This is a genomic window from Streptomyces decoyicus (assembly GCF_019880305.1).
GTDB lineage: Bacteria > Actinomycetota > Actinomycetes > Streptomycetales > Streptomycetaceae > Streptomyces > Streptomyces decoyicus.
Map to the genome: position 1 here is coordinate 1,890,195 of NZ_CP082301.1, position 20,254 is coordinate 1,910,448.

16 protein-coding genes and 1 pseudogene are annotated in these 20,254 nt (G+C 72.4%); 5 read left to right on the top strand and 12 right to left on the bottom strand.

Annotated features, from left to right (window positions below; genetic code table 11):
- Positions 1-20 precede the first annotated feature (20 nt).
- The gene (locus tag K7C20_RS08310; RefSeq protein ID WP_030078556.1) at positions 21-1,832 is read left to right on the top strand and encodes a glycoside hydrolase family 15 protein; all 1,812 of its coding nucleotides are present in this window, start codon (positions 21-23) and stop codon (positions 1,830-1,832) included.
- Between the two features lie 72 nt (positions 1,833-1,904).
- Here the strand turns inward: K7C20_RS08310 and K7C20_RS08315 are convergent, their stop codons facing one another.
- Together K7C20_RS08315 and K7C20_RS08320 are read right to left on the bottom strand one after the other, a co-directional pair.
- Positions 1,905-3,092, bottom strand: coding sequence for a beta-1,3-glucanase family protein (locus K7C20_RS08315; protein WP_030078554.1), 1,188 nt, complete (start codon positions 3,090-3,092; stop codon positions 1,905-1,907).
- A complete protein-coding gene (locus tag K7C20_RS08320; RefSeq protein ID WP_245170930.1) occupies positions 3,089-4,186 on the bottom strand; it encodes a glycoside hydrolase family 16 protein in 1,098 nt (365 codons plus the stop codon). The genes K7C20_RS08315 and K7C20_RS08320 overlap by 4 nt, the downstream gene beginning before the upstream one ends.
- A 138-nt stretch (positions 4,187-4,324) precedes the next feature.
- Between K7C20_RS08320 and K7C20_RS08325 the strand changes: the two genes are divergently transcribed.
- Positions 4,325-5,410 carry a LacI family DNA-binding transcriptional regulator gene (locus tag K7C20_RS08325; protein WP_107083312.1) on the top strand — a complete coding sequence of 362 codons (1,086 nt, stop codon included), beginning with the start codon at positions 4,325-4,327 and terminating at the stop codon, positions 5,408-5,410.
- 63 nt (positions 5,411-5,473) lie between these two features.
- The gene (locus tag K7C20_RS08330) at positions 5,474-7,108 is read left to right on the top strand and encodes a PucR family transcriptional regulator (protein WP_030078545.1); all 1,635 of its coding nucleotides are present in this window, start codon (positions 5,474-5,476) and stop codon (positions 7,106-7,108) included.
- A gap of 74 nt (positions 7,109-7,182) precedes the next feature.
- Here K7C20_RS08330 and K7C20_RS08335 read toward each other — a convergent pair whose 3' ends face one another.
- The 7 genes and pseudogenes from K7C20_RS08335 to K7C20_RS08365 all read right to left on the bottom strand — a co-directional run bounded on the left by K7C20_RS08335 (position 7,183) and on the right by K7C20_RS08365 (position 15,447).
- Entirely contained in the window at positions 7,183-8,346 is a 1,164-nt protein-coding gene (locus K7C20_RS08335; protein WP_053208401.1) for a glycosyltransferase family 4 protein, read from the bottom strand.
- Positions 8,347-9,008: 662 nt separating this feature from the next.
- Positions 9,009-9,800, bottom strand: a complete 792-nt coding sequence (locus K7C20_RS08340; RefSeq protein ID WP_053208402.1) for a hypothetical protein — start codon at positions 9,798-9,800, stop codon at positions 9,009-9,011.
- A 258-nt stretch (positions 9,801-10,058) separates the two neighbouring features.
- Entirely contained in the window at positions 10,059-11,786 is a 1,728-nt protein-coding gene (gene recN / locus K7C20_RS08345) for a DNA repair protein RecN (protein ID WP_053208403.1), read from the bottom strand.
- Between the two features lie 541 nt (positions 11,787-12,327).
- A pseudogene (locus tag K7C20_RS08350) lies at positions 12,328-13,070 on the bottom strand (class I SAM-dependent methyltransferase).
- Between the two features lie 310 nt (positions 13,071-13,380).
- The gene (locus K7C20_RS08355) at positions 13,381-14,259 is read right to left on the bottom strand and encodes an NAD kinase (protein WP_030078527.1); all 879 of its coding nucleotides are present in this window, start codon (positions 14,257-14,259) and stop codon (positions 13,381-13,383) included.
- Between the two features lie 59 nt (positions 14,260-14,318).
- Positions 14,319-15,134: a TlyA family RNA methyltransferase gene (locus tag K7C20_RS08360; RefSeq protein ID WP_030078525.1), complete on the bottom strand. Its 816-nt coding sequence runs from the start codon at positions 15,132-15,134 to the stop codon at positions 14,319-14,321.
- 7 nt (positions 15,135-15,141) lie between these two features.
- Positions 15,142-15,447, bottom strand: a complete 306-nt coding sequence (locus K7C20_RS08365) for a hypothetical protein (protein ID WP_030078523.1) — start codon at positions 15,445-15,447, stop codon at positions 15,142-15,144.
- A 74-nt stretch (positions 15,448-15,521) separates the two neighbouring features.
- On the opposite strand from K7C20_RS08365, the gene K7C20_RS08370 reads away from it, so the two are divergent.
- Complete coding sequence (locus K7C20_RS08370) at positions 15,522-15,869, top strand: SCP2 sterol-binding domain-containing protein (protein WP_030078521.1); 348 nt, start codon at positions 15,522-15,524, stop codon at positions 15,867-15,869.
- Here K7C20_RS08370 and K7C20_RS08375 read toward each other — a convergent pair.
- The 3 genes from K7C20_RS08375 to K7C20_RS08385 all read right to left on the bottom strand — a co-directional run bounded on the left by K7C20_RS08375 (position 15,853) and on the right by K7C20_RS08385 (position 19,107).
- The gene (locus K7C20_RS08375) at positions 15,853-16,734 is read right to left on the bottom strand and encodes an ABC transporter ATP-binding protein (protein WP_048829051.1); all 882 of its coding nucleotides are present in this window, start codon (positions 16,732-16,734) and stop codon (positions 15,853-15,855) included. The genes K7C20_RS08370 and K7C20_RS08375 overlap by 17 nt on opposite strands.
- A gap of 211 nt (positions 16,735-16,945) precedes the next feature.
- Positions 16,946-18,106: a FecCD family ABC transporter permease gene (locus K7C20_RS08380; RefSeq protein WP_030078517.1), complete on the bottom strand. Its 1,161-nt coding sequence runs from the start codon at positions 18,104-18,106 to the stop codon at positions 16,946-16,948.
- Positions 18,103-19,107 (bottom strand): FecCD family ABC transporter permease, encoded by a 1,005-nt coding sequence (locus tag K7C20_RS08385; protein ID WP_107083313.1) that lies wholly within the window; start codon positions 19,105-19,107, stop codon positions 18,103-18,105. Before K7C20_RS08385 ends, K7C20_RS08380 begins: the two co-directional genes overlap by 4 nt.
- Before the next feature lie 110 nt (positions 19,108-19,217).
- On the opposite strand from K7C20_RS08385, the gene K7C20_RS08390 reads away from it, so the two are divergent.
- On the top strand, positions 19,218-20,246 hold the full coding sequence (locus K7C20_RS08390; protein ID WP_030078513.1) for an ABC transporter substrate-binding protein: 1,029 nt from the start codon (positions 19,218-19,220) through the stop codon (positions 20,244-20,246).
- Positions 20,247-20,254: the final 8 nt, after the last annotated feature.

A 20,254-nucleotide genomic window follows, 5' to 3' on the forward strand; every position in this document is an offset into this window, starting at 1 on the left:
TGACTCCAGTTCGACGGGAGATGCACGTGGCCGGGCGCATCGAGGACTACGCACTTATCGGCGATATGCAAACCGCCGCTCTAGTGTGCAGGGACGGCACAGTGGACTGGCTGTGTCTGCCCCGCTTCGACTCCCCGGCGGTCTTTGCAGGGCTGCTGGGCACGGAGGAGCACGGATTCTGGCGGATGGGGCCGGTCAACGGCCCCGGGGGCCGGCCCGCGCCGGCCGACCGCCGGCGCTACCGGGGCGATTCCCTCGTACTGGAATCGGAGTGGGACACCCCGCGCGGCACCGTCCGCGTGATCGACTTCATGCCGCCGCGTGATGGCGCGCCGCAGCTGATCCGCATCGTGGAGGGCGTCAGCGGCCGCGTGCCGATGCGCTCGCAGCTGCGGATGCGGTTCTCCTACGGCTGGGTCGTGCCCTGGGTGCACAAGATCGACGAGCGTACGGTCGCGGTCGCCGGCCCCGATTCGGTATGGCTGGACACCGAGGCGGAGACCTACGGCAAGGACCTGACGACGTTCTCCGACTTCACCGTCTCGCCGGGTGAGCGGATCGCGTTCACGATCAGCTGGGAGCCCTCCCACAAGCAGCCGCCGGCCGTGGCGGACCCGGAGGGGTCGCTGGAGGCCACCGAGGAGTTCTGGCGTGAGTGGGTCGAGCACTGCACCTACCACGGCCCCTACCGCGACGCGGTGGTGCGTTCCCTGATCACGCTGAAGGCGCTGACGTACGCGCCGACCGGCGGGATCGTGGCGGCGCCGACGACCTCCCTGCCGGAGTGCGTCGGCGGCGTACGCAACTGGGACTACCGCTTCACCTGGCTCCGGGATGCCGCGATCACGCTGTCCTCCCTGTTGCGCACCGGCTACCGCGAAGAGGCGCGGGCATGGCGGGAGTGGCTGCTGCGGGCGGTGGCCGGCGATCCGGAGAACCTCCAGATCATGTACGGCATCGCCGGTGAGCGGGAACTGGGCGAGAACGAGCTCACCTGGCTCCCCGGATACGAGAATTCCCGTCCGGTGCGGGTCGGCAACGGCGCCGCCGGACAGCTCCAGCTCGATGTGTACGGCGAGGTCACCGAGGCGCTGCACCTGGCGCACATGACGGGCCTGGCCCGCAACGACTACGCCTCGCTGCTCCAGCTCAAGCTGATCCAGTGGGTGGAGAAGCACTGGGACGAGCCGGACGAGGGCATCTGGGAGGTCCGCGGCCCGCGCCGGCACTTCGTGCACTCCAAGGTCATGACCTGGGTCGCGGTCGACCGCACGGTCAAGCTGATCGAGTCCGGGGACGTCGACGGCCCGCTGGAGCGCTGGAAGGACCTGCGCGAGACGATCCACCGGGATGTCTGCGAGAACGGCTACGACAAGGAGCGCAACACCTTCACCCAGTCCTACGGCTCGCAGGAGCTGGACGCCTCGCTGCTGCTGATCCCGCAGATGGGTTTCCTGCCGCCGGACGACAAGCGCGTCATCGGCACGATCGAGGCGATCCAGCGGGAGCTCTCCACCGAGGACGGCTTCGTCCTGCGCTACCCGACGTCCGGTGCGGACGATCTCGGGGTGGACGGTCTGGAGGGCGAGGAGGGCGCCTTCCTGGCGTGCTCGTTCTGGCTCGCCGACGATCTGGCGATGATCGGCCGGGTGGACGAGGCCCGCAAGCTCTTCGAGAAGCTGCTCTCGCTCCGCAACGACCTGGGGCTGCTCGCCGAGGAGTGGGACCCCAAGGCCCAGCGGCAGGTGGGCAACTTCCCGCAGGCGTTCAGCCATGTTCCGCTGATCGACACCGCGCTGCGGCTGACGGCCAGCGGGGCCTACGGAGGTTAGCGCCCCCCTTCGGGGCGCCAACCTCCCGGCGTTCTGTGGTGCCGTCCGGCTTTCGGACGGCACCTTTCTTTGTCAGAACGGGGTCAGCGTGAGGGTGATCTCCTTCGGGGCGCCGTCCTCGATGTACGAGGCGAAGCCGGCGACGTCGTCGAAGGCGAAGCCGTACGCCTTGCCGTCCTGCGTCGCGGCGTGCATGGCCCGGGCGTAGTGGTTGGTCAGCCGCTGCTGGTAGAAGGCGGCCGGGTCGGTGGTGGGCTGGTGTGCCTGCGCGGTGAGGGTGGAGCGGTTGAGGGCGGCGCCCAGGACGGCGGCGACCGGGCCGAGGGTGCCGTCGTTGGGGGCCGCGAGGGTGCCGTCGCAGAAGAGGACATCGCGGGTGGACGGCTTGTCGAAGGAGATCGTCTTGGGCCCGGTGAAGGAGAGCTTTCCGCCGCTGACCCGGCCGGTGAAGGTGCCCGCGTCGGTGGTGACGGTCAGGTCCTTGCCCGCGTAGGCGGACCAGGTCTCGTCGACGGCCGGGGCGAAGTAGTCCTCGGCGAACAGTCCGCTGTCCAGGCCGTGGCCGGGGGCGATGACCCGCTTGTCGTCGATGACCAGGCGGCCGAAGCCGTCGGCGGCCCTGACGTCGGAGAAGACCTTGGCGCGGGCGCCGTCCTTGAGCGTGCCGGTGGTCTGCTCCTTGGCCCCGGTGAGCTTGATCGCGAGCGGGACGCTGAACATGTCGACCATGGTGGTGTTGCAGTACATCCCGCCGGAGTTGTACGTGAACTCGGCGCAGTCGTGCAGGACGTCGTAGTTGGGGTCGCCGGAGACCCAGCCCGCCGGGTAGGCCAGCGCGGCCTTGCCGTTGCCGTCCTGGACCGCCTTGAACTTGAGCTTGCCGCCCAGCGCGGTGTAGATCCGGCCGGACATGTACGGCAGCCGGAGGGTCGTGGTGCCGCCGGCGGCGAGCGGGATCGCGTAGTCGGTGAAACCGTCCGGGCCGTTGTCGGCCAGGGCGACGGGCCTGAGTTCGGCTTCCGGGGTGACGTGCACCTGCTGGGTGCCGTCATTGCCGACGATGTAGATCCAGACCGAGGAGTTGGCGTACTCACCGGAGTTGTTGACGAGGTGCAGGGGCATCCCGGCGGCGGCCCGGCCGGTCCGGGCGGAGCCGGCTGCCGGGGCGGTGGCACCGGTCGCACGGCCGGCCAGGGCGATTCCGGAGGCGGTGGCGGCACCGGCGGCGAGGCCGCCGAGCAGGCTGCGGCGAGTGATCATGAGGTGGCTCCTTGCGGGGTGGTGCGGCGGGAGGGCCGGGCGGTACGGGCCTGGCCGGGCTGCTGGACGGAGACCGCGACATGGTCGACGAGGAGGGAGCCGCCGGGCCGGGTGGCGTCGGTGGGGGTGGCGAAGCCCGCGACACCGTCCGGGAAGCCGCCGCCCATCGCGAGGTTGAGCAGCAGGAAGTGACCGTGGTGGGTGGCCTTCGCCCAGGTGTCGGCGTCCGTCTCGGAGGAGTTCACGGTGTGGAACTTCTGTCCGTCGACGTACCAGTTCAGCGACTCCGCGGCGCCGTCGGTGCGGTCGAGTTCCAGCGCGTAGGTGTGGAATCCGGCCTGGCAGGCGCTGCCCGGGCACGCGCGGGAACTGCCCTTGCCCTGGGTCTCGTTGCACGGCCCGCCGGGGTTGACGCCGCAGTGCAGCGTGCCCCAGACCTTGTTGATGCCGTTGACGTTCTCCATGATGTCGAACTCGCCGATGCCCGGCCAGTTCCCGTAGTTGCCGCGGTACTCGGCACCCAGCGTCCAGAACGCCGGCCAGTAGCCGAGCGCGCCGTCACCGGAGACATCGGGCATCCGGATGCTCGCCTCGATGCGGAGCCTGCCGCCGGCCGGGGCCGCGAAGTCGGTGCGCCGGGACTCGATGCGGCCCGAGGTCCAGGTGGCTCCGTCCTTCAAGGCCGTGATCTTCAGATGGCCCGCGCCGTCGAGCTGGAGGTTCTCGGGGCGGTCGGTGTAGGTCTCGCGCTCGCCGGTGCCCCAGTTGGAGGGGCCTCCCGGGTAGCCGGTGCCGGTGTCGGTGATCCAGTCGTCGGCGGAGGGGCGTGATCCGGCGGCGCCGTCGAAGTCCGTACGCCAGACTTCCTGGAAGGCGGTGGGGGCGGCGTTCGTTACGGGGGTGGCGCGCGGGGCGGGGCCCGCCTCTTCGGCCGACGCCGTCGGGAGGGTGAGCGCACAGGTGCTGACGAGTGCGGTGCTCGCGGCGAGGAGCAGCAGGCCCGCCCGCTTCTGCCGCCGATCCTCCGGCCGTTTCGGCTGCCGTTTTTGCAGCCGTTTTTGCACCCGGCTTCCGGGCCGATTATTCATGCTCATGACATTCTCTCCTCGATGCAGTGGGGGGTGAGGAGTTCCGTGGGGAGGTCCGTCGTGAGAGCGCTCTCATATCCTGCGCTGTGAACCCTGCCGACTCGACGGCACACCGTCAAGTCGCCGTATGGAAAAAGGAGTTGTGTGGTGTCTGAGCCGAACGGTCCACGACCGACGCTGGAGGCGGTGGCGACGCTCGCCGGGGTCTCCCGCGCAACGGTGTCCCGCGTGGTCAACGGCGGTGCGGGCGTACGGGCCGCGGTCCGGGAACGGGTCCGCCAGGCAGTGGCCGAGCTGGGCTACGTACCGAACAGCGCGGCCCGCTCCCTGGTCACCCGCCGCACCGGAGCGGTCGCCGTGGTCATCGCGGAGCCGGAGACCAGAGTCTTCAGCGATCCGTTCTTCGGACGCCAACTACGGGGCATCAGCCGCGAACTGGCCGCCGCCGACACCCAGCTCCTGCTGATGTTCGTCGAGCACCGCGACGACTACGACCGCATCGGCCGCTATCTGTCGGCCGGGCATGTCGACGGCGCGCTGATGTTCTCGCTGCACCGCGACGACCCGCTGCCCGCCATGGCCGAGCGCGCCGGACTGCCCACCGTCTACGGCGGCCGTCCCGACTGGGCGGGCGCCGGCCGCGCGCCGCGGCCGCTGTACGTCGACACCGACAACCGCGGCGGTGCCCGCCAGGCCGTACGCCATCTCCTCGGCCGCGGCCGCCGCCGGATCGCCGTGATCACCGGACCGCTCGACCAGACCTCGGCGGTGGACCGGCTCGACGGCTACCGCGAGGCGCTGGGCACGGAGCCGGATCCGCGGCTGATCGCGGACGGCGGGTTCACCGCCCGGGGCGGCGAACGGGCCATGGCCGAGCTTCTCGATGCCGCCCCGGACCTGGACGCCGTCTTCGCCTGCTCCGACCTGATGGCGAACGGCGCGCTGCGCACCCTGCGGGCCCGCGGACGGCGGGTGCCGGACGATGTGGCGGTGGTCGGCTACGACGATCTGGAACCGGCGGCCTGGGCGGATCCCCCGCTGACCACGGTGCGGCAGGACGTGGAGGAGATGGGGCGGCTGATGGCCCGGTTGCTGCTGCGGCTGCTGGATCCGCGCAAGGCCCCAGGGACGGAGGGATCGCCCGGGGCGGAAGAGGCTCCGGGCGCGGACGCGACGGGGCTGGTCCCGGTGATCACTGAGGCGCGGCTGGTGGTGCGGGAGTCGGCGTAAGCGGCGGGCCGCTATCCGGACCGGACGGCTCCGGATAGCGGACTACGGGTACCGTTCCACGCCATGGGGCCGGAAGCGAAGATCGAAGCCGAGATCACGGTACGCAGGGCGCTGGAGCTGCCCGCGCTGCGACGCGGTCTGCCGGAGGTGCTGGCCGGCGGCGACCGGCTGGACCGCCCGGTGCGCTGGGTGCACGCGGGCGAGGTCCCGCATATCGCCTCGCTGCTCAAGGGCGGCGAGCTGCTGCTGACCACCGGCCTCGGGCTGGGTGCCCGGCCGTCCGAGCAGCGCGCCTTCATCCGTAAGCTCGCGGACCGCGAGATCGCGGCTCTCGTCGTGGAGCTCGGCTCCCGTTTCGAATCGCTGCCCGCCGCGCTGGTCGACGCCGCACGGGACAGCGGGCTCCCGCTGATCCAGCTGCACCGCGAGGTCCCGTACGTCACGGTCACCGAGGCGATCCACACCGAGATCATCAACAGCCACTACGCGCTGCTGCGGCGCGCCGACGAGATCCTGCGGCGCTGCACGGACGTGCTGCTGCGCGGCGGCGGCGCCCCCGAGGTACTGCGGCTGCTGGCCGTCTTCACCGGCAACCCGCTCTGCCTGGAGGCCCCCGACGGCAGCCCGCTGTACGCGGCGGGGCCGGAGAGCGACGACGACGGCGGCCCCGCGGACGCCGACCCGCTGCTGGCCTGGGAGGGCCTGCGCGACACCGGCGTACGCATCGACGTCCCCGGCGGAGGCCACGGCCCCGACGCGGTCCGCGCCCGCCTCGTCCTGCTGCCCGTCAACGCCCCCCTGGCGCCGGTGCACCGGATCGCCGCCGAGCGCGCCGCCGACCTCCTCGCCGTGGTGATGCTCCAGTCCCGACAGGAGGAGGTGCTCGCCGCCCGCGGCCGCGGCGACTTCCTCGCCGACCTGGCGGAGGGCCGGATCTCCGCGTCCGAGGCGCCCGCCCAGGCCCGCCTGCTGGGCTTCCGCCCCGGGTCGGAACCCGTGCTCCCGGTGGTGATGCGGCTGCCGGCCGGCCTCCCTTCCCCCGGCAGCTGGGCGCTGCTCGCCCAGGCCTTGCGCGAGGAACTCGCCGCCCCCGGGGTGCCCGTACTCCTCGGGGTACGCCCCGTGGAGGGCCGGGTCCCGCTGCTCGTCTCGCTCCGCGCGGGCCAGGACCGCGAGGCGCTCGCCGACCGGATCGCCGAGGCGCTGCGCGCCGGAGTCGTCCGCGCGGGCCTGGACCGGCCGGCCGCGCACCGCCCGGTGGTCGTCGTCGGAACGCCGGGCGACTGGGCCGCGGCGGGTCCCGGTCTGCGGCATGCCGCGGAGGCCGCGGCCTCGGCCCAGGGACTGCCGGAACAGCTCTGGTACGACGCCCGCCGGCTGGACATCGAGCTGTTGCTGTGGCGGATGCGCGAACACGGCGACCAGGGCATGCTCACCGACTTCGTGGAGCGCGCCATCGGGCCGCTACTCACGCACGACCGGGGCGCCCGTCAGCCGCTGCTGCCGACGCTGGAGGCCTATCTGGCCAGCGCGGGCCGCAAGGCCGAGACCGCCCGCGACCTGAACGTGAACCGGCAGACGCTGTACGACCGGCTGGCCCGCATCGCCCAGCTGCTGGGCACGGACCTGGACGATCCGCAGACGGTCCTGGGCCTGCGCCTGGCCCTGCGCGCGAGACGGCATACGGAGAAGCCTTAGCGGGGGGACTGGGGGCGCCTCCCAGCGTTGACCGGGGGAGCGTCGCAGGCCCACGGAGACCGGGGAGATACTCCCTAGACCGGCTGAATCGGCTGGGTCAACTCGTCGTAGACGCTGAGGACCTGGGTGACGGTGTCGTTCTCGCTGGGCCAGCCGGCCGCCTGGGCGCGGCCCGCCGCGGCGAGCGCGTCCCGCCGTGCGGGGTCGCCGAGGAGCGCAAGGACCGTACGGGCCAGGGCGGCGGCGTCGCCGTAACGGACCAGTTCCGCGGCCCGGCCGACCAGTTCGCGGGTGCCTCCGGTATCGGTGGCGACCAGCGGCACCCCGGCCCGCAGCGCCTCCTGGGCGATCAGCGAGCGCGCCTCCCACCTGCTGGGCAGTACCACCAGGTCGGCGGCGGCGAGGAGTTCGGGCACATCGTCGCGACGGCCGAGCAGCTGGACGGGGAGCTGCTCGACGTCGATCCGCCGCTGCAGCACGGCCCGCTGCTCCCCCTCCCCCGCGATGGCGACGAGCGGCTGCGGGTCGAGTGCACACCAGGCGTGCGCCGCGTCCAGCAGCAGGTCATGCCCCTGAGCCGGGTCGAGACGGCCGACCGCGAGCAACAACGGGCGGTCCACCGCACCCAGTTCGGCCCGCTCCTTATGGCGGGTCCGGTCATGGCTCTCGGACTCGGCCGGTGCGGCGCCCGACCGGGGACGTGGAATCGCGACCGGCGCGAGCCGTGCGTCACGCGCGCCCCGCTCGCGCGCCCGGTCCACGAGGTCGGAGCAGGCCCCCAGGACGACGGCGGCGGCCCGCGCCACCCGCCGCTCCGTCAGATGCACCAGCCCGGCCCGCGCGCCCTCGATGTGCGCCTTGGTGTGCCAGGTGATGACCAGGGGGACCCGCCGCCCGCCACGGGGGCCGCGCAGTCCGCGCAACGCCATCGAGGCACGCAGACCGGCCCGTAGACCGTGCGCATGGACGAGGTCGGCATCCCAGCAGGCGCTGCGCAACGAGGCCACGCTCGCCGGGTCCGTCCGCGGAGGGACCTGCACGAACCGCGCGCCCGCGCCGGTGAAGTCGTAGGCCTCCTCGGTCTCCGGGGTGGCACAGACGGTCACCCGTACCCCGCGCGCGACCAGCCCCTCGGCCAGCGAGCGGACATGTGCCGCGCTGCCGGCGCTGCCGTGCCCCAGCACCTGGACCGTGCGCAGCGGCGACAACCCGTGCGCCGAGGTCGGGGTGCTGATCACGTGGTCGGGCTCCTGGGTCGGGGGCGGGACGGACCGTACCGGTGAGTCGGTCCGTTTACTGCAGGGTGCTGAGACGCGCGACGGCGACCCGTCCGCTTCCCGGCGGAGGGGCAGGACGAGGCGAGCACGCCCGCGCCTGCGCACCGCGCCCAGGATGCCAGCCCGGCGACGCCAATTCGGCACCGCCGGCCCGCCGTTCCGGTGGGAAGTCTCACCCCAGCGCCCACCAGATCACCCACATGGGCGACAAACCGCCCGCGCGGGTTACCGGCTCGTTCGAGTGAGTCCGCTCCCTGGAGTGCGCCTGCGCTGCGGCAGGGAGCGCGTACGCCGTTGTCCGGAGCGCCCGGTGTTCATCCGAATCGATGGGCTATGGGCAAGGGGCGCTCGGAGGGCGCGGGAGGGGTGGCAGAGGGTGGGGAGTACGGGGGTGACAGCAGAGGGTGACGGGGCACGTGGGGAGTGAAGCGTAGGGCGCCGGTAGGTGCGGGTGAGGCGCGGTGGCGATGTGTGCGGGGGGGGGCGACGCGTGCGCAGTGATGCGCCGCATGAGCCCATGGGTGCTGCCCGTCGGTGGTGGCAGCGGACGGAGGGGTGCCCCCCGGGGCTCTGAGGGGCGTGCCGGAGGGGGACAGCCTGCGGCCCCGTCCCCCGCGCACGCCTCAGACCGCTGCGGCCGCCCGGCTGACGCGGTCCCCCACTGCCGCGGCGGCGATCAGCCCCGCGGCGTGCGCGGCCAGTCCGCGGCGTCCGTTGCCCGTGACGATGGCGAGGCCGAGCGCCGCGCCGAGGGCATGTGCCCCGGCGTCACCGATCATCGTGCGCTCCCCGAGGTCGTCGCCGAGGACGGCTGCCGCAGCCCCTACGGGCGCGGCGGACAGCGGGCCCGCCGGACCACGGCGCAGCAGCCCGGGCGCACCGAGGGCCAACACGGCGCCGGCCGCCCGGCCCGGCCGGACGTCCAGGAGGTTCACCAGGTGGGCCGAGCCCGCGATCACCACACCGGCCAGCAGCTTGTCGGCCGGGCGCTCCTTGAGGAGGGCGCCGGCCGCGAGCCCGGCGGCACCGATCCCGAACAGCTTCACGGCTCCGGTGGTGACTTCGCCGTCCCGGAGTGCCGAGAGGTGCGCCCGGAATCCGCGGCGGGGGTCATCGACCCCGAAGACGTCGTCGTACGCGCCGCAGCCGCCGGCGGCCAGCACCGCCAGCGCCGCGGCCGTACGGGTCCGGGCGGGCAGCCCTGGCGCGGTGGCGGCGGCGAGCGCGGTACCGGCGGCCGTCGCGAGTCCTGCGTGCAGGTGCACGGTCCGGCCTGCGTAGTTCTTCCGCTCCCACAGGACGGCACCACCCGGCGGCCGCTTCCTCAGCGCCGTATAAGTGGCCCTGGTCGCCCCTGCCGCCCCCAAGAGCGCCCAGATCCGCCCCAGCGCCCTGTTGCCCGCCACCGCCACCATGCCGCTCCCCTCGCCCGGCGCCCTGCCGCGCTCAACTCCCGTCACCCCAGGCACGAGAACCACCCGGCCACGCGGCGGCCCGGCCACAGCCTTCGCCCTTGCGATCCCCATGGCAGGCCACCGGCCTCCCCCACGCCGTAGCCCAGACCCAGACCCAGCCGTAGGCCCGGCCACAAACCACAGCCACCGCCGCCTCACGGCACCTCGCGGCGCTTCCCACGGAGCGCACGGCACCCCACGGCGCTTCCCGCGGAGCGCTCAGCTCCCCGTACGCGCCGTCTCCAGCAGTTCCTCGGCGTGCGCGCGGGCCGTTTCGGAGTCCTCCTGGCCGGCCAGCATCCGGGAGAGTTCGCGGACCCGCTCCTCGCCCTCCAGGACCTTGACGCCGCTCCTGGTGACCGATCCGTCGTTCGTCTTCGCCACGAGGAGCTGGCGGTCCGCGAACGCCGCGACCTGCGGGAGGTGCGTGACGACCACGACCTGCGCGGACTTCGCGAGCCTGGCCAGCCGCCTGCCGACCTCGACGGCCGCCTTGCCGCCCACCCCCGCGTCGACCTCGTCGAACAAATAGGTCGGTACGGGGTCGGAACCGGCGAAGACCACCTCGACGGCGAGCATCACCCGGGAGAGCTCACCGCCGGACGCCCCCTTGGCGATCGGCCGGGGCGGCGCGCCCGGATGCGGGGCCAGCAGGAGCTCGACCTCGTCGGCACCGGCCGGTCCGTAGGCCACGGTGCGGCCGCCGACCTCGATGCCGTCGGCGTCCTGCGCGACCTCGGTCTGGCGGATCTCGACGGTCACACGGGCGTGCGGCATGGCGAGTTCGGCGAGTTCGGCGGTGACCGCATCGGCGAACCGCTTCGCGGACGCCGTGCGGGCATCGGTCAACGTTTGTGCCAGTTCGCCCAGTTCGGCACGCAGCGCGTCCCGCTCGGCGGCCAGCTCGCCGATCCGGTCGTCGTCGCCGTCCAGTTCGGCGAGCCGGCCGGCGCTCTCCTCGGACCAGGCCAGCACCGCCGCGATGTCCCGGCCGTATTTGCGGGTCAGATGGTTCAGCGCGGCACGGCGCTCCTCGACGGCGGCGAGCCGCAACGGGTCGGCGTCCAGACCGTCCGCGTAGCCGGCCAGCTCACCGGCGACGTCCGCCATCAAAATGCCGATCTCGCCGAGCCGCTCGGCGAGCGCGGAAAGCTCCTGATCGTGGCTGCGTACGGCCTCCAGCGCGCGGTGCGCGCCGGCGACCAGGGTGGTGGCGTCGATGCCCTCGGGGTCCTCGGGATTGCCGGCCAGCGCGGCATGCGCGGCGGTCGCCGCAGAGGCCAGTGCCTCGGCGTGCCCGAGCCGCTCGGCCTCGGCGGCGAGTTCGGTGTCCTCGCCGGGCTGCGGCTCGGCCTCCGCGATCTCGTCGAGCCCGAAACGCAGCAGATCGGCCTCTTGTGAACGCTCGCGGGCCCGGGTCGTCAGCTCGTCCAGCTCGGTGGCGACGGCGCGCAGCCTGCGGTGGGCGGCGGTGTACTTGGCGAGCGGTACGGCGACCGTGTCCCCGGCGTAGCGGTCCAGGGCCTGGCGCTGCCGGGCCGGACGCAGGAGGCCCTGCTGGTCGGTCTGGCCGTGCACGGCGACCAGGTCGTCGGCCAACTCCGCCAGCAGGCCGACCGGTACGGAGCGGCCGCCCACGTGGGCGCGCGAACGGCCCTCGGCGGAGAGCGTACGGCTGATCAGCAGCGCGCCGTCGTCCAGCTCCGCGCCCGCCTCCTCGGCCCGTACGGCAGCGGAGGTCCGGGGGCCGACGCTGATCCTGCCCTCCACGACCGCCGACTTGGCGCCGATCCGCACCAGGGCGGGGTCGGCGCGCCCGCCGAGCAGCAGGCCGAGGCTGGTGACGACCATGGTCTTGCCCGCGCCCGTCTCGCCGGTCACCGCCGTGAAGCCCGGGGAAAGCTCGACAACGGCGTCGTCAATGACACCCAGGGACCGGATCCGCATCTCCTCCAACACGGATACGACCTTACGAGGTCCGGGGGCCGCCCCGCGACGGCCTCCCTCACTCCTGCCGCCGACCCTGCGGAAAATCGCAGCGAAAGCGGGCGGATTGCTCATGGTGCGCGCTCACGCTCTGCCGTCCGGCCGGTCACAGTCCGGGACGGGAGGTGAGCTCCACTCGAGTGGACCGGCGCCTTCGGTGCTGCGTGGCCACGGTCCCGCCGGGACCGGGGCAGCGCCCGCATTTGCCCAGGCAGGGGCGGTGACGTGGGGTGCGGCGACCATGGTTGCCGCATCGATGACGATGCTCCTCGCGACCGTGGCGGACGGCGTCCCGGGCACCGCGCGGCGGGCTGGAGCGATCACAGCATCGGGACACGGCCGTCGTCCCACTCCGCAGCTCGGTCTTCTCGATCGGCATCGCGATCCACTCGATCAATATGTCGATATGCAAAGCCGCCTCGACGAGGGGGAACGGTCCCGCCCCACCCACACCGCGGCAGCGGAGTGGCCGCCCCCGGTATCACCCGGTATCACGTGACGGCTACGGCCGGCCCTTACCGCGCCACAGGCCCGTCCACAGAAAGGGTTCACCGAAGCGCGGGGACTCCGACGGCTCGTCGTGCATGCGGCGCAGTTCCACCTCCGACAGCGCGCAGAAGAGCCGGCGCAGGGACTCCGGGGTGTAGGCGAGGCCGCCATGGAGGCGGGACTGGCGGTAGAAGTCGGTATCACCGAGTTCGGAGCCCATCGCGCCCGCGGCGAAGCAGGTCAGGTCAGGGCGAAATGGCCGCCGGGTGCCAGGGCCCGGTCGAGGAGGGCGAGGTAGCTGATGCGGCGGTGCGGGGGCAGATGGTGAAAGCATCCGGAGTCGTAGATCAGGTCGTACGGGCCGTTGAGTTCGGTGTCCGCGAGGGCGAAGGCGTCGCCGCAGAGGAACCTGACGTCGGCTTCCGCTTCGCGGGCGCGGTCCCCGGCCCAGGCGAGGGCGGCCGGGGAGAGGTCGACAGCGTCCACCGCGAAGCCCGCGGCGGCGAGGTGGAGCGCGTTGCGGCCGGGGCCGCACCCCAGGTCGAGGGCGCGTCCTGGGGTGAGCAGCCCGCGTTCGAGGTACGCGACCAGGTTCTCGTCGGGCTTCGCCACGAAGAACGGCACCGGCTTGGAGCGGTCCGCGTAGAAGCCGTCCCACCAGGAGGCCGCATCAGCTGTCCAACGGTCGGCTTCCGGCGCGAACAGGCCGTCCAGAAGCTGGAGTACATCCTCGACGGTGCGGATGTGCCGGTCCATCCGGCCCCCTTCCCTGTCCGGCGATCGTAGGGTCCGTTGTCGCAGAATCCCAGATCAGGTGGTGTGGCCGGATGCCGTGACGGACCGTGTGAGCGGCCGGGGCGAGGACGGGCGCGGGGTCACTCACGGCGGGGGCCGGGCATCGCCCACGCCACCGTCGGGAGTCGGCCCGGGGGCACTCCGTGGCGCGCCGGCCCGGGTTTTCCGGTGATGCGCCGGACAGCCGCCGAAGGCCCCGGCCGAGCCGTGACAGCCGCGTCCGGGGGGACATATCCAGGGGCTGCCCGGCCGTGATCTGCCGGGACAGGTTCTAGTGCGGCGCTCCCCGCCATCCCGCTACGGGGAGGGCGAACTTGGCGACCAGACGATCCGTGAAGGAGGCATGGTGCAGACGGGCAAGGCGTACGGGTACGGCGCCACGGCGGACCTCGACGCGGGCGCCCGCGGGGAGTTCAACGGTGCGGCGGCCGTCGCACCACAGGACACCGTGCGGGGTCTTGGGCTGGACCTCCACCGCCAGGACGGAACGCGGTGAGGTGATCAGCGGCTTGGCGAACAGGGCGTGCGCGCTGATCGGCACCATCAGCAGGGCCTCGACCTCGGGCCAGACCACGGGACCGCCGGCCGAGAAGGCGTACGCGGTCGAGCCGGTCGGTGTCGCGCAGACCACCCCGTCGCCGCCGAAGCGCGAGACGGGCCGGCCGTCGACCTCGGTCACGACCTCCAGCATCCGCTCCCGCGCGGCCTTCTCCACCGACGCCTCGTTCAGGGCCCAGTCGGTGTGCACGACATTGCCGTTGTTGCGTACGAGGACGTCGATCGTCATCCGCTCCTCGACCTCGTAGGCGCGGGTGACGACCCGGTCGACGACCTTGTCGAGGTCGTCGCGTTCGGCCTCCGCGAGGAAGCCGACCCGGCCGAGGTTGACGCCGAGCATCGGGACACCGGACGTCCTGGCGAAGTCCGCGCCGCGCAGCAGGGTGCCGTCCCCGCCCAGGACCACCAGCAGTTCGCAGCCCTCGGCCGCGCACTGTTCCGACTCGACGCGCTCGACCGACGGCGGCAGCGGCAGATCCGCCGCCTCCTCCGCCAGCACCCGCACCCCGATGCCGCTGCGCAGCAGCCCCTGGACGACGCGTTCGGCGCTGCGGATGGCCGCGGGGCGGCCGGTGTGCGCGAGCAGGAACACCGTCCGCGCGGCTCCGGTGTTCTCGTGTGCTGCGTTGCCTTCAACTGCCTGGGTAGTGGTCAACGAGGCCCCTCCGCCACTGCACGGTCGACGTCCGCCGGGTCGAGTGCAGGCGCCCCGGCGCGCAGCCACAGAAAGTACTCGACATTCCCCGAAGGTCCAGGCAGTGGGCTCGCAGTTACGCCAAGTACGCCAAATTCCAGTTCTGCCGCCCGTCGTGCGACAGCGCGTACCGCCTCGGCCCGCAGCTCCGCGCTGCGCACCACCCCGCCGCTGCCCAGCCGCTCCTTGCCGACCTCGAACTGCGGCTTGACCATCAGCACCAGGTCCGCGTCGGGCGCCGCACACCGCGCCAGCGCGGGCAGCACGAGCCCCAGCGGAATGAACGAGAGATCGCCGACGATGAGATCGACCGGTTGCGAGTCGATCTGTTCGAGGGTCAGCTCCCGTACGTTGGTGCGGTCCTTCACGGTGACCCGCTCATCGCTCTGCAGCGACCAGGCGAGCTGTCCGTAGCCGACGTCGACGGCGACGACCTGACCCGCACCGGCCCGCAGCAGGACGTCGGTGAAACCACCGGTCGAGGCGCCCGCGTCCAGCGCCCGCCGGCCCTCGATCTTCAGGCCGAGCGGCACGAAGGCGGCAAGGGCGCCGGCGAGCTTGTGCCCGCCGCGCGAGACATAGTCGGGGTCGCTCCCGTCCTCGCGTACGACCACGGCCGCGCTGGTCTCCACCTGGGTGGCCGGTTTGGTCGCGGTCGCACCGCCGACGGTCACCCGGCCCGCGGCGATCAGCTGGCTCGCGTGCTCGCGCGACCGGGCCAGCTTGCGGCGCACCAGCTCCGCGTCGAGTCGGCGTCGTGCCACTCCTGCCACCTGTGGTTCAGCTCCTGTTGTCGTGCGGCGTCGAGAAAGTCGAGGAAGGTGCGGGCGGCCCGGGGTGCTGGTCGAGACCGGCCAGCACATCGCGCAGCCCACGGTGCACATCCTCGTACACCCGCAGGTGTCCACTCACGGGGAGGTGGTCCGCATCGGCGAGACGGCGCAGCGCGCTGTCGACCGCGGCCTGTCCGGTCGGTGTCGTCCCCACTCCGATCGGCTGCGGCGCGGGCTCCCCGGCAGGGACGGGCTCCCCTGGCGCGGCTTCCGCGGGCGCCTCCGGCTCCGGGCCGGACGTCGGCTGTTCCATGCCTCCGACGCTACCTTGGCAAAGGCTGACAAGGACGAACGAGCCGTCCCCGACCTGGCGTATCGTCGATCACGATGGCAACCCTCGACCAGTGCCGTGCCGCTCTCGACCGGCTGGCCCAGAATCTGTCCTCGGCGGACGGCAACGTCCGCAGCGCAGCCGCGTTCGACCGTTCGCTCAGCTGCCGCATCACGGACCTCGATGTGACCTTCCTCGGGCGGCTGTCCCACGGCGCCATCCAGGATGTGGCCAGCGTCCCCGGCCCGCCCCCGCACAAGGCCGAGATCCGCCTTTCCATGGCCGGCGACGACCTCGTCGACCTGGTCGACGGCAAGCTGAACTTCGCCAAGGCCTGGGGCAGCGGGCGCGTCAAGCTGGAGGCCGGCCTGCGCGACCTGCTGCGGCTCAGGACACTGTTGTAGCCGCAGCCTCGCCCTTCGTGGTCTCCCCGGCCCGTCCCGGCTTCTCCGCCGGGGCCCGGCCGCTTCCGGGGCCGCCCTGACGGGGCTTGCGGGCGGCCGGGACGACCAGCGGGGTGCCGGTCTCCGGGTCCTCGATGATCTGGCAGCTGAGCCCGAAGACCCGTTCCACCAGCTCCGCGGTGACGATGTCGGACGGCGCGCCCTCGGCGACGACCGCGCCGTCCTTCATGGCGATCAGATGGGTCGCGTAACGGGCCGCGTGGTTGAGGTCGTGCAGCACCGCGACCAGCGTCCGTCCCTGCTCCTCGTGCAGCTCGGCGCACAGGTCCAGCACCTCGATCTGGTGCTGGATGTCCAGATACGTCGTCGGCTCGTCGAGCAGGAACAGCGGCGTCTGCTGGGCGAGCGCCATCGCGATCCACACCCGCTGCCGCTGCCCGCCGGAGAGCTCGTCGACATAGCGGTCGGCCAGCTCACCGATCCCGGTGGCCGCCATCGACTCCTGGACGATCCGCTCGTCGTCGGCCGACCACTGCCGCAGCAGCCCCTGGTGCGGGTAGCGGCCGCGCGCCACCAGGTCGGCGACGGTGATGCCGTCCGGGGCGATCGAGGACTGCGGCAGCAGACCGAGCGTCCTGGCGACCTTCTTGGCCGGCAGCGAGGAGATGGCGGAGCCGTCCAGCAGCACCGACCCCTTGGCCGGCTTGAGCATCCGCGAGAGCGCGCGCAGCAGCGTGGACTTGCCGCAGGCGTTCGGGCCGACGATGACCGTGAAGGACTGGTCGGGGATGGCGACCGAGAGGTTCTCGGCGATGACCCGCTGGTCGTAGGCGAGGGTGACATGCTCGGCCGTGAGACGGCTCACTTCGAAACTCCTGGGGTTGTCGTAACTCTGCTGTCGCGCGGCTGTCGGCTGGTGCGCGGCGCGCACCGCTCCGTCGTCGCCCGGCCCACGCGGCGCTGCCGCCCAGTGCGGGCCGCGCCCGCCTCCGGCGCCCCGCCGGCCCCGTCCGCTCACCACCGCGCGCTCCGTTTGCTCCCCGCCCCCGGCGGGTCCACGGGTCGCCCCCGGCCGCTCATATCCGTCCCGACTTGCGCTCCGTGGCCAGCAGCCACAGCAGATAGCCGCCGCCGAGGACACCGGTCAGCACGCCCACCGGCAGCTGGTCGGCGCCGAAGAGCCGTTGTGCGGTCCAGTCCGCGCCGACCAGCAGCACGGCACCCATGAGGGCGGACAGCAGCAGGTTGGGGCCGGGCAGGGGCGCTCTGCGGCCCGTGCCCTTGAGGAAGCGCGGGAGTGACAGCCGCCGCGCCAGCTGGGGTGCGGTGAGTGCCACGAAGGAGATCGGCCCGGCCGCGGCGGTGGCGGCGGCGACGAGCACCACCGCCGCCAGCAGAACGACGATGCGGACCCGGTCGACCCGTACGCCCAGCGCGCTGGCGGCGTCGTCGCCCATCTCCAGCATGCGCAGCGGACGCCCGTAGCACAGCAGCAGCGGGACGAGGACGACGCAGACGGCGGCCAGCGGCCGGAGCTGGTCCCAGTCGCGGCCGTTGAGGGAACCGGTCATCCAGGTGGTGGCCCGGGTCGCCTCGACGATGTTCGCCTTGGTCAGGAGGTAGAGCACCATCGCGTAGAGCATCGCGCCGGCGCCGATGCCGACCAGGACGAAGCGGTAGCCGTGGATGCCGCGCTTCCAGGCGAGCAGGAAGATGGCGATGCCGGTGACCACGCCGCCGACGACCGCTCCGGCGGCGACCGCGAAGGTCCCGGCCTGGAAGTAGACGATCGCGACCAGCGCGCCGACGGACGATCCCTGCGCGAAACCGAGGACGTCCGGGCTGCCCAGCGGGTTGCGCGAGACGATCTGGAAGACCGCCCCGGCGATCCCGAACGCGGCGCCGACCAGCAGCCCCACCAGCACGCGCGGCAGCCGCAGATCCTGCACGATGAACACCTGCCCGGCGTCGCCGCCGCCGGTCAGCGTACTGATCACCTCGGCCGGGGTCATCGGGTAGTCGCCGGAGCCGATCAGTGCGACACCGGCGGCCAGCGCGACGGCCAGCAGCACCACTCCGACCACCACGGCGGGCACGTCCAGGCGCACGGAGAGCCCGCCCCTGGTCCGCAGCACCGTGACCCGCCGGGCCGTCCCCGCCCGCCGTCCGCGCCCGGCCTTCGCGGCCGTCCCGGTCTCCTCCTCGGTGCCCTTCCGGGACTTCACAGTCGCGCTCACAGCTGGGCCATCCTCCGACGCCGTACGAGATAGATGAAGACGGGGCCGCCGACGACGGCCGTGACGATGCCGACCTGTAGCTCGCCGGGCCGGGCCACCACCCGGCCGAGGACGTCCGCGCCGAGCAGCAGGACCGGCGAGAGCACGGCGGAGTACGGCAGGATCCAGCGCATGTCGGGCCCGGTGATGGCCCGTACGGCATGCGGAACCATCAGGCCCACATAGACGATCGGGCCGCAGGCGGCGGTCGCCCCGCCGCACAGCAGGGTGACGGCGAGCATCGCCAGCACCCGGGTGCGGGTCAGCCGGGCGCCCAGCGCCCGCGCCTGGTCGTCGCCGAGCGCGAGGGCGTTCAGCGGCCGGGCGATCAGCAGCGCGAGGAGGCCGCCCACCGCGAGAAATGGCGCGATATGGCTGACCGTCGGCATGGTGGCCGCGGCCAGCGAACCCACCGTCCAGAAGCGCATCTTGTCCAGGGCCGCGGTGTCCATCAGGTTGACGGCGTTGATGTAGCCGACGAGGACGGCGGTCAGCGCGGTACCGGCGAGGGCGAGCCGTACGGGCGTGGCGCTGCGGGTGCCGCCGAGGACGTACACCGCGACGGAGACCACCGCGGCGCCGGCGAACGCGAACCACACATAGCCGCTCAGCGAGGTGACGCCGAAGAAGCTGATGGCGGAGACGACCGCGGCCGAGGCACCGGCGTTGATGCCGAGAACTCCGGGGTCCGCGAGGGGGTTTCGGGTCAGCGCCTGCATGACCGTGCCGGCCAGACCGAGCGCGGCGCCGATGATCAGGCCGAGCAGGGTACGGGGAAAGCGGACATCGCGGATGACCACGTCGGTGTCGGAGCCGGAGTAGTGGAACACCCCGTGCCACACCTGGTCGAGGGGGATCTGTTTCGCGCCGACGGCGATGCCGAGGACGGTGATCACGGCCAGTACGGCCACGGCGGCCACCAGCCCCGCGGAGCGCAGGAGATGCCGCCTACGGGGGGTCACGGAGACCGGGGCCGTTGTTGCTTCGGGGGGACTGTCAACCAACACGAAAGTTAGGTTAGCCTACCCTCACATCCGACTGACCGCCCCTCCCAGAGAGAAGCACAGCCATCATGAGCACCTCCCGTAGCGTCACCCCGTCCCGTCGCGGCATCCTGGCCGCGGGCGGTGCCTTCGGCATCGGCGCCCTGCTTGCCGCATGCGGCGGAGACAAGGGCTCGGGAGGCGCCAACGGCGATGCCAAGACGGGCCCGTGGTCGTTCACCGACGACCGTAAGCAGAAAGTTTCCCTCAAGAACACCCCGCAGCGCATCGTCGCCTTCACCGGCACCGCCGCCGCACTGCACGACTTCGGGATCGACGACCAGATCGTCGGCGTCTTCGGCCCCACCAAGCTCAAGAACGGCAAGCCCGACCCGCAGGCCGGTGACCTGGATGTCGACAAGGTCACCATCATCGGCAACGCCTACAACCAGTTCAACGTCGAGAAGTACGCGGCCCTGCGCCCCGACCTGCTGGTGACGAACATGTACGAGCCGGACGCGCTGTGGTTCGTACCGGACGACAGCAAGGACAAGATCACCCCGCTGGCGAAGACCGTCGCCATCACCTCGTCCCGGCTCCCGCTCGTCAAGATCATCGAGCGCTACGCCGACCTGGCGAAGTCGCTCGGCGCCGACCTGAACGCCAAGAAGGTCACCGACGCCAAGGCCCGCTTCGAGAAGGCCTCCGCGGCGCTGCGCAAGGCCGCCAAGTCCCACCCGGTCAAGGTGCTCGCCTGCTCCGGCAGCGCCGACCTCTTCTACGCCTCCAACCCCGGCATCAACGCCGACCTCATGTACTACAAGTCCCTCGGTGTCGACCTGATCGTCCCCGACCACCTGGACAAGGGCGGCTACTTCGAGAGCCTGAGCTGGGAGAACGCCGACAAGTACAAGGCCGACGTCCTGCTGCTGGACAACCGGACCGCCACCCTCCAGCCCAAGGAACTGGCCGCCAAGCCCTCCTGGGCGAAGCTGCCCGCCGTCAAGGCCGTCCAGATCACCCCCTGGTCGAGCGAGCCGCGCTTCTCCTACGCGGGCGCCGCACCGCTCATCGAGTCGCTCGCCAAGGCGATCGAGGGCGCCAAGAAGGCCAACTGACGTACGGC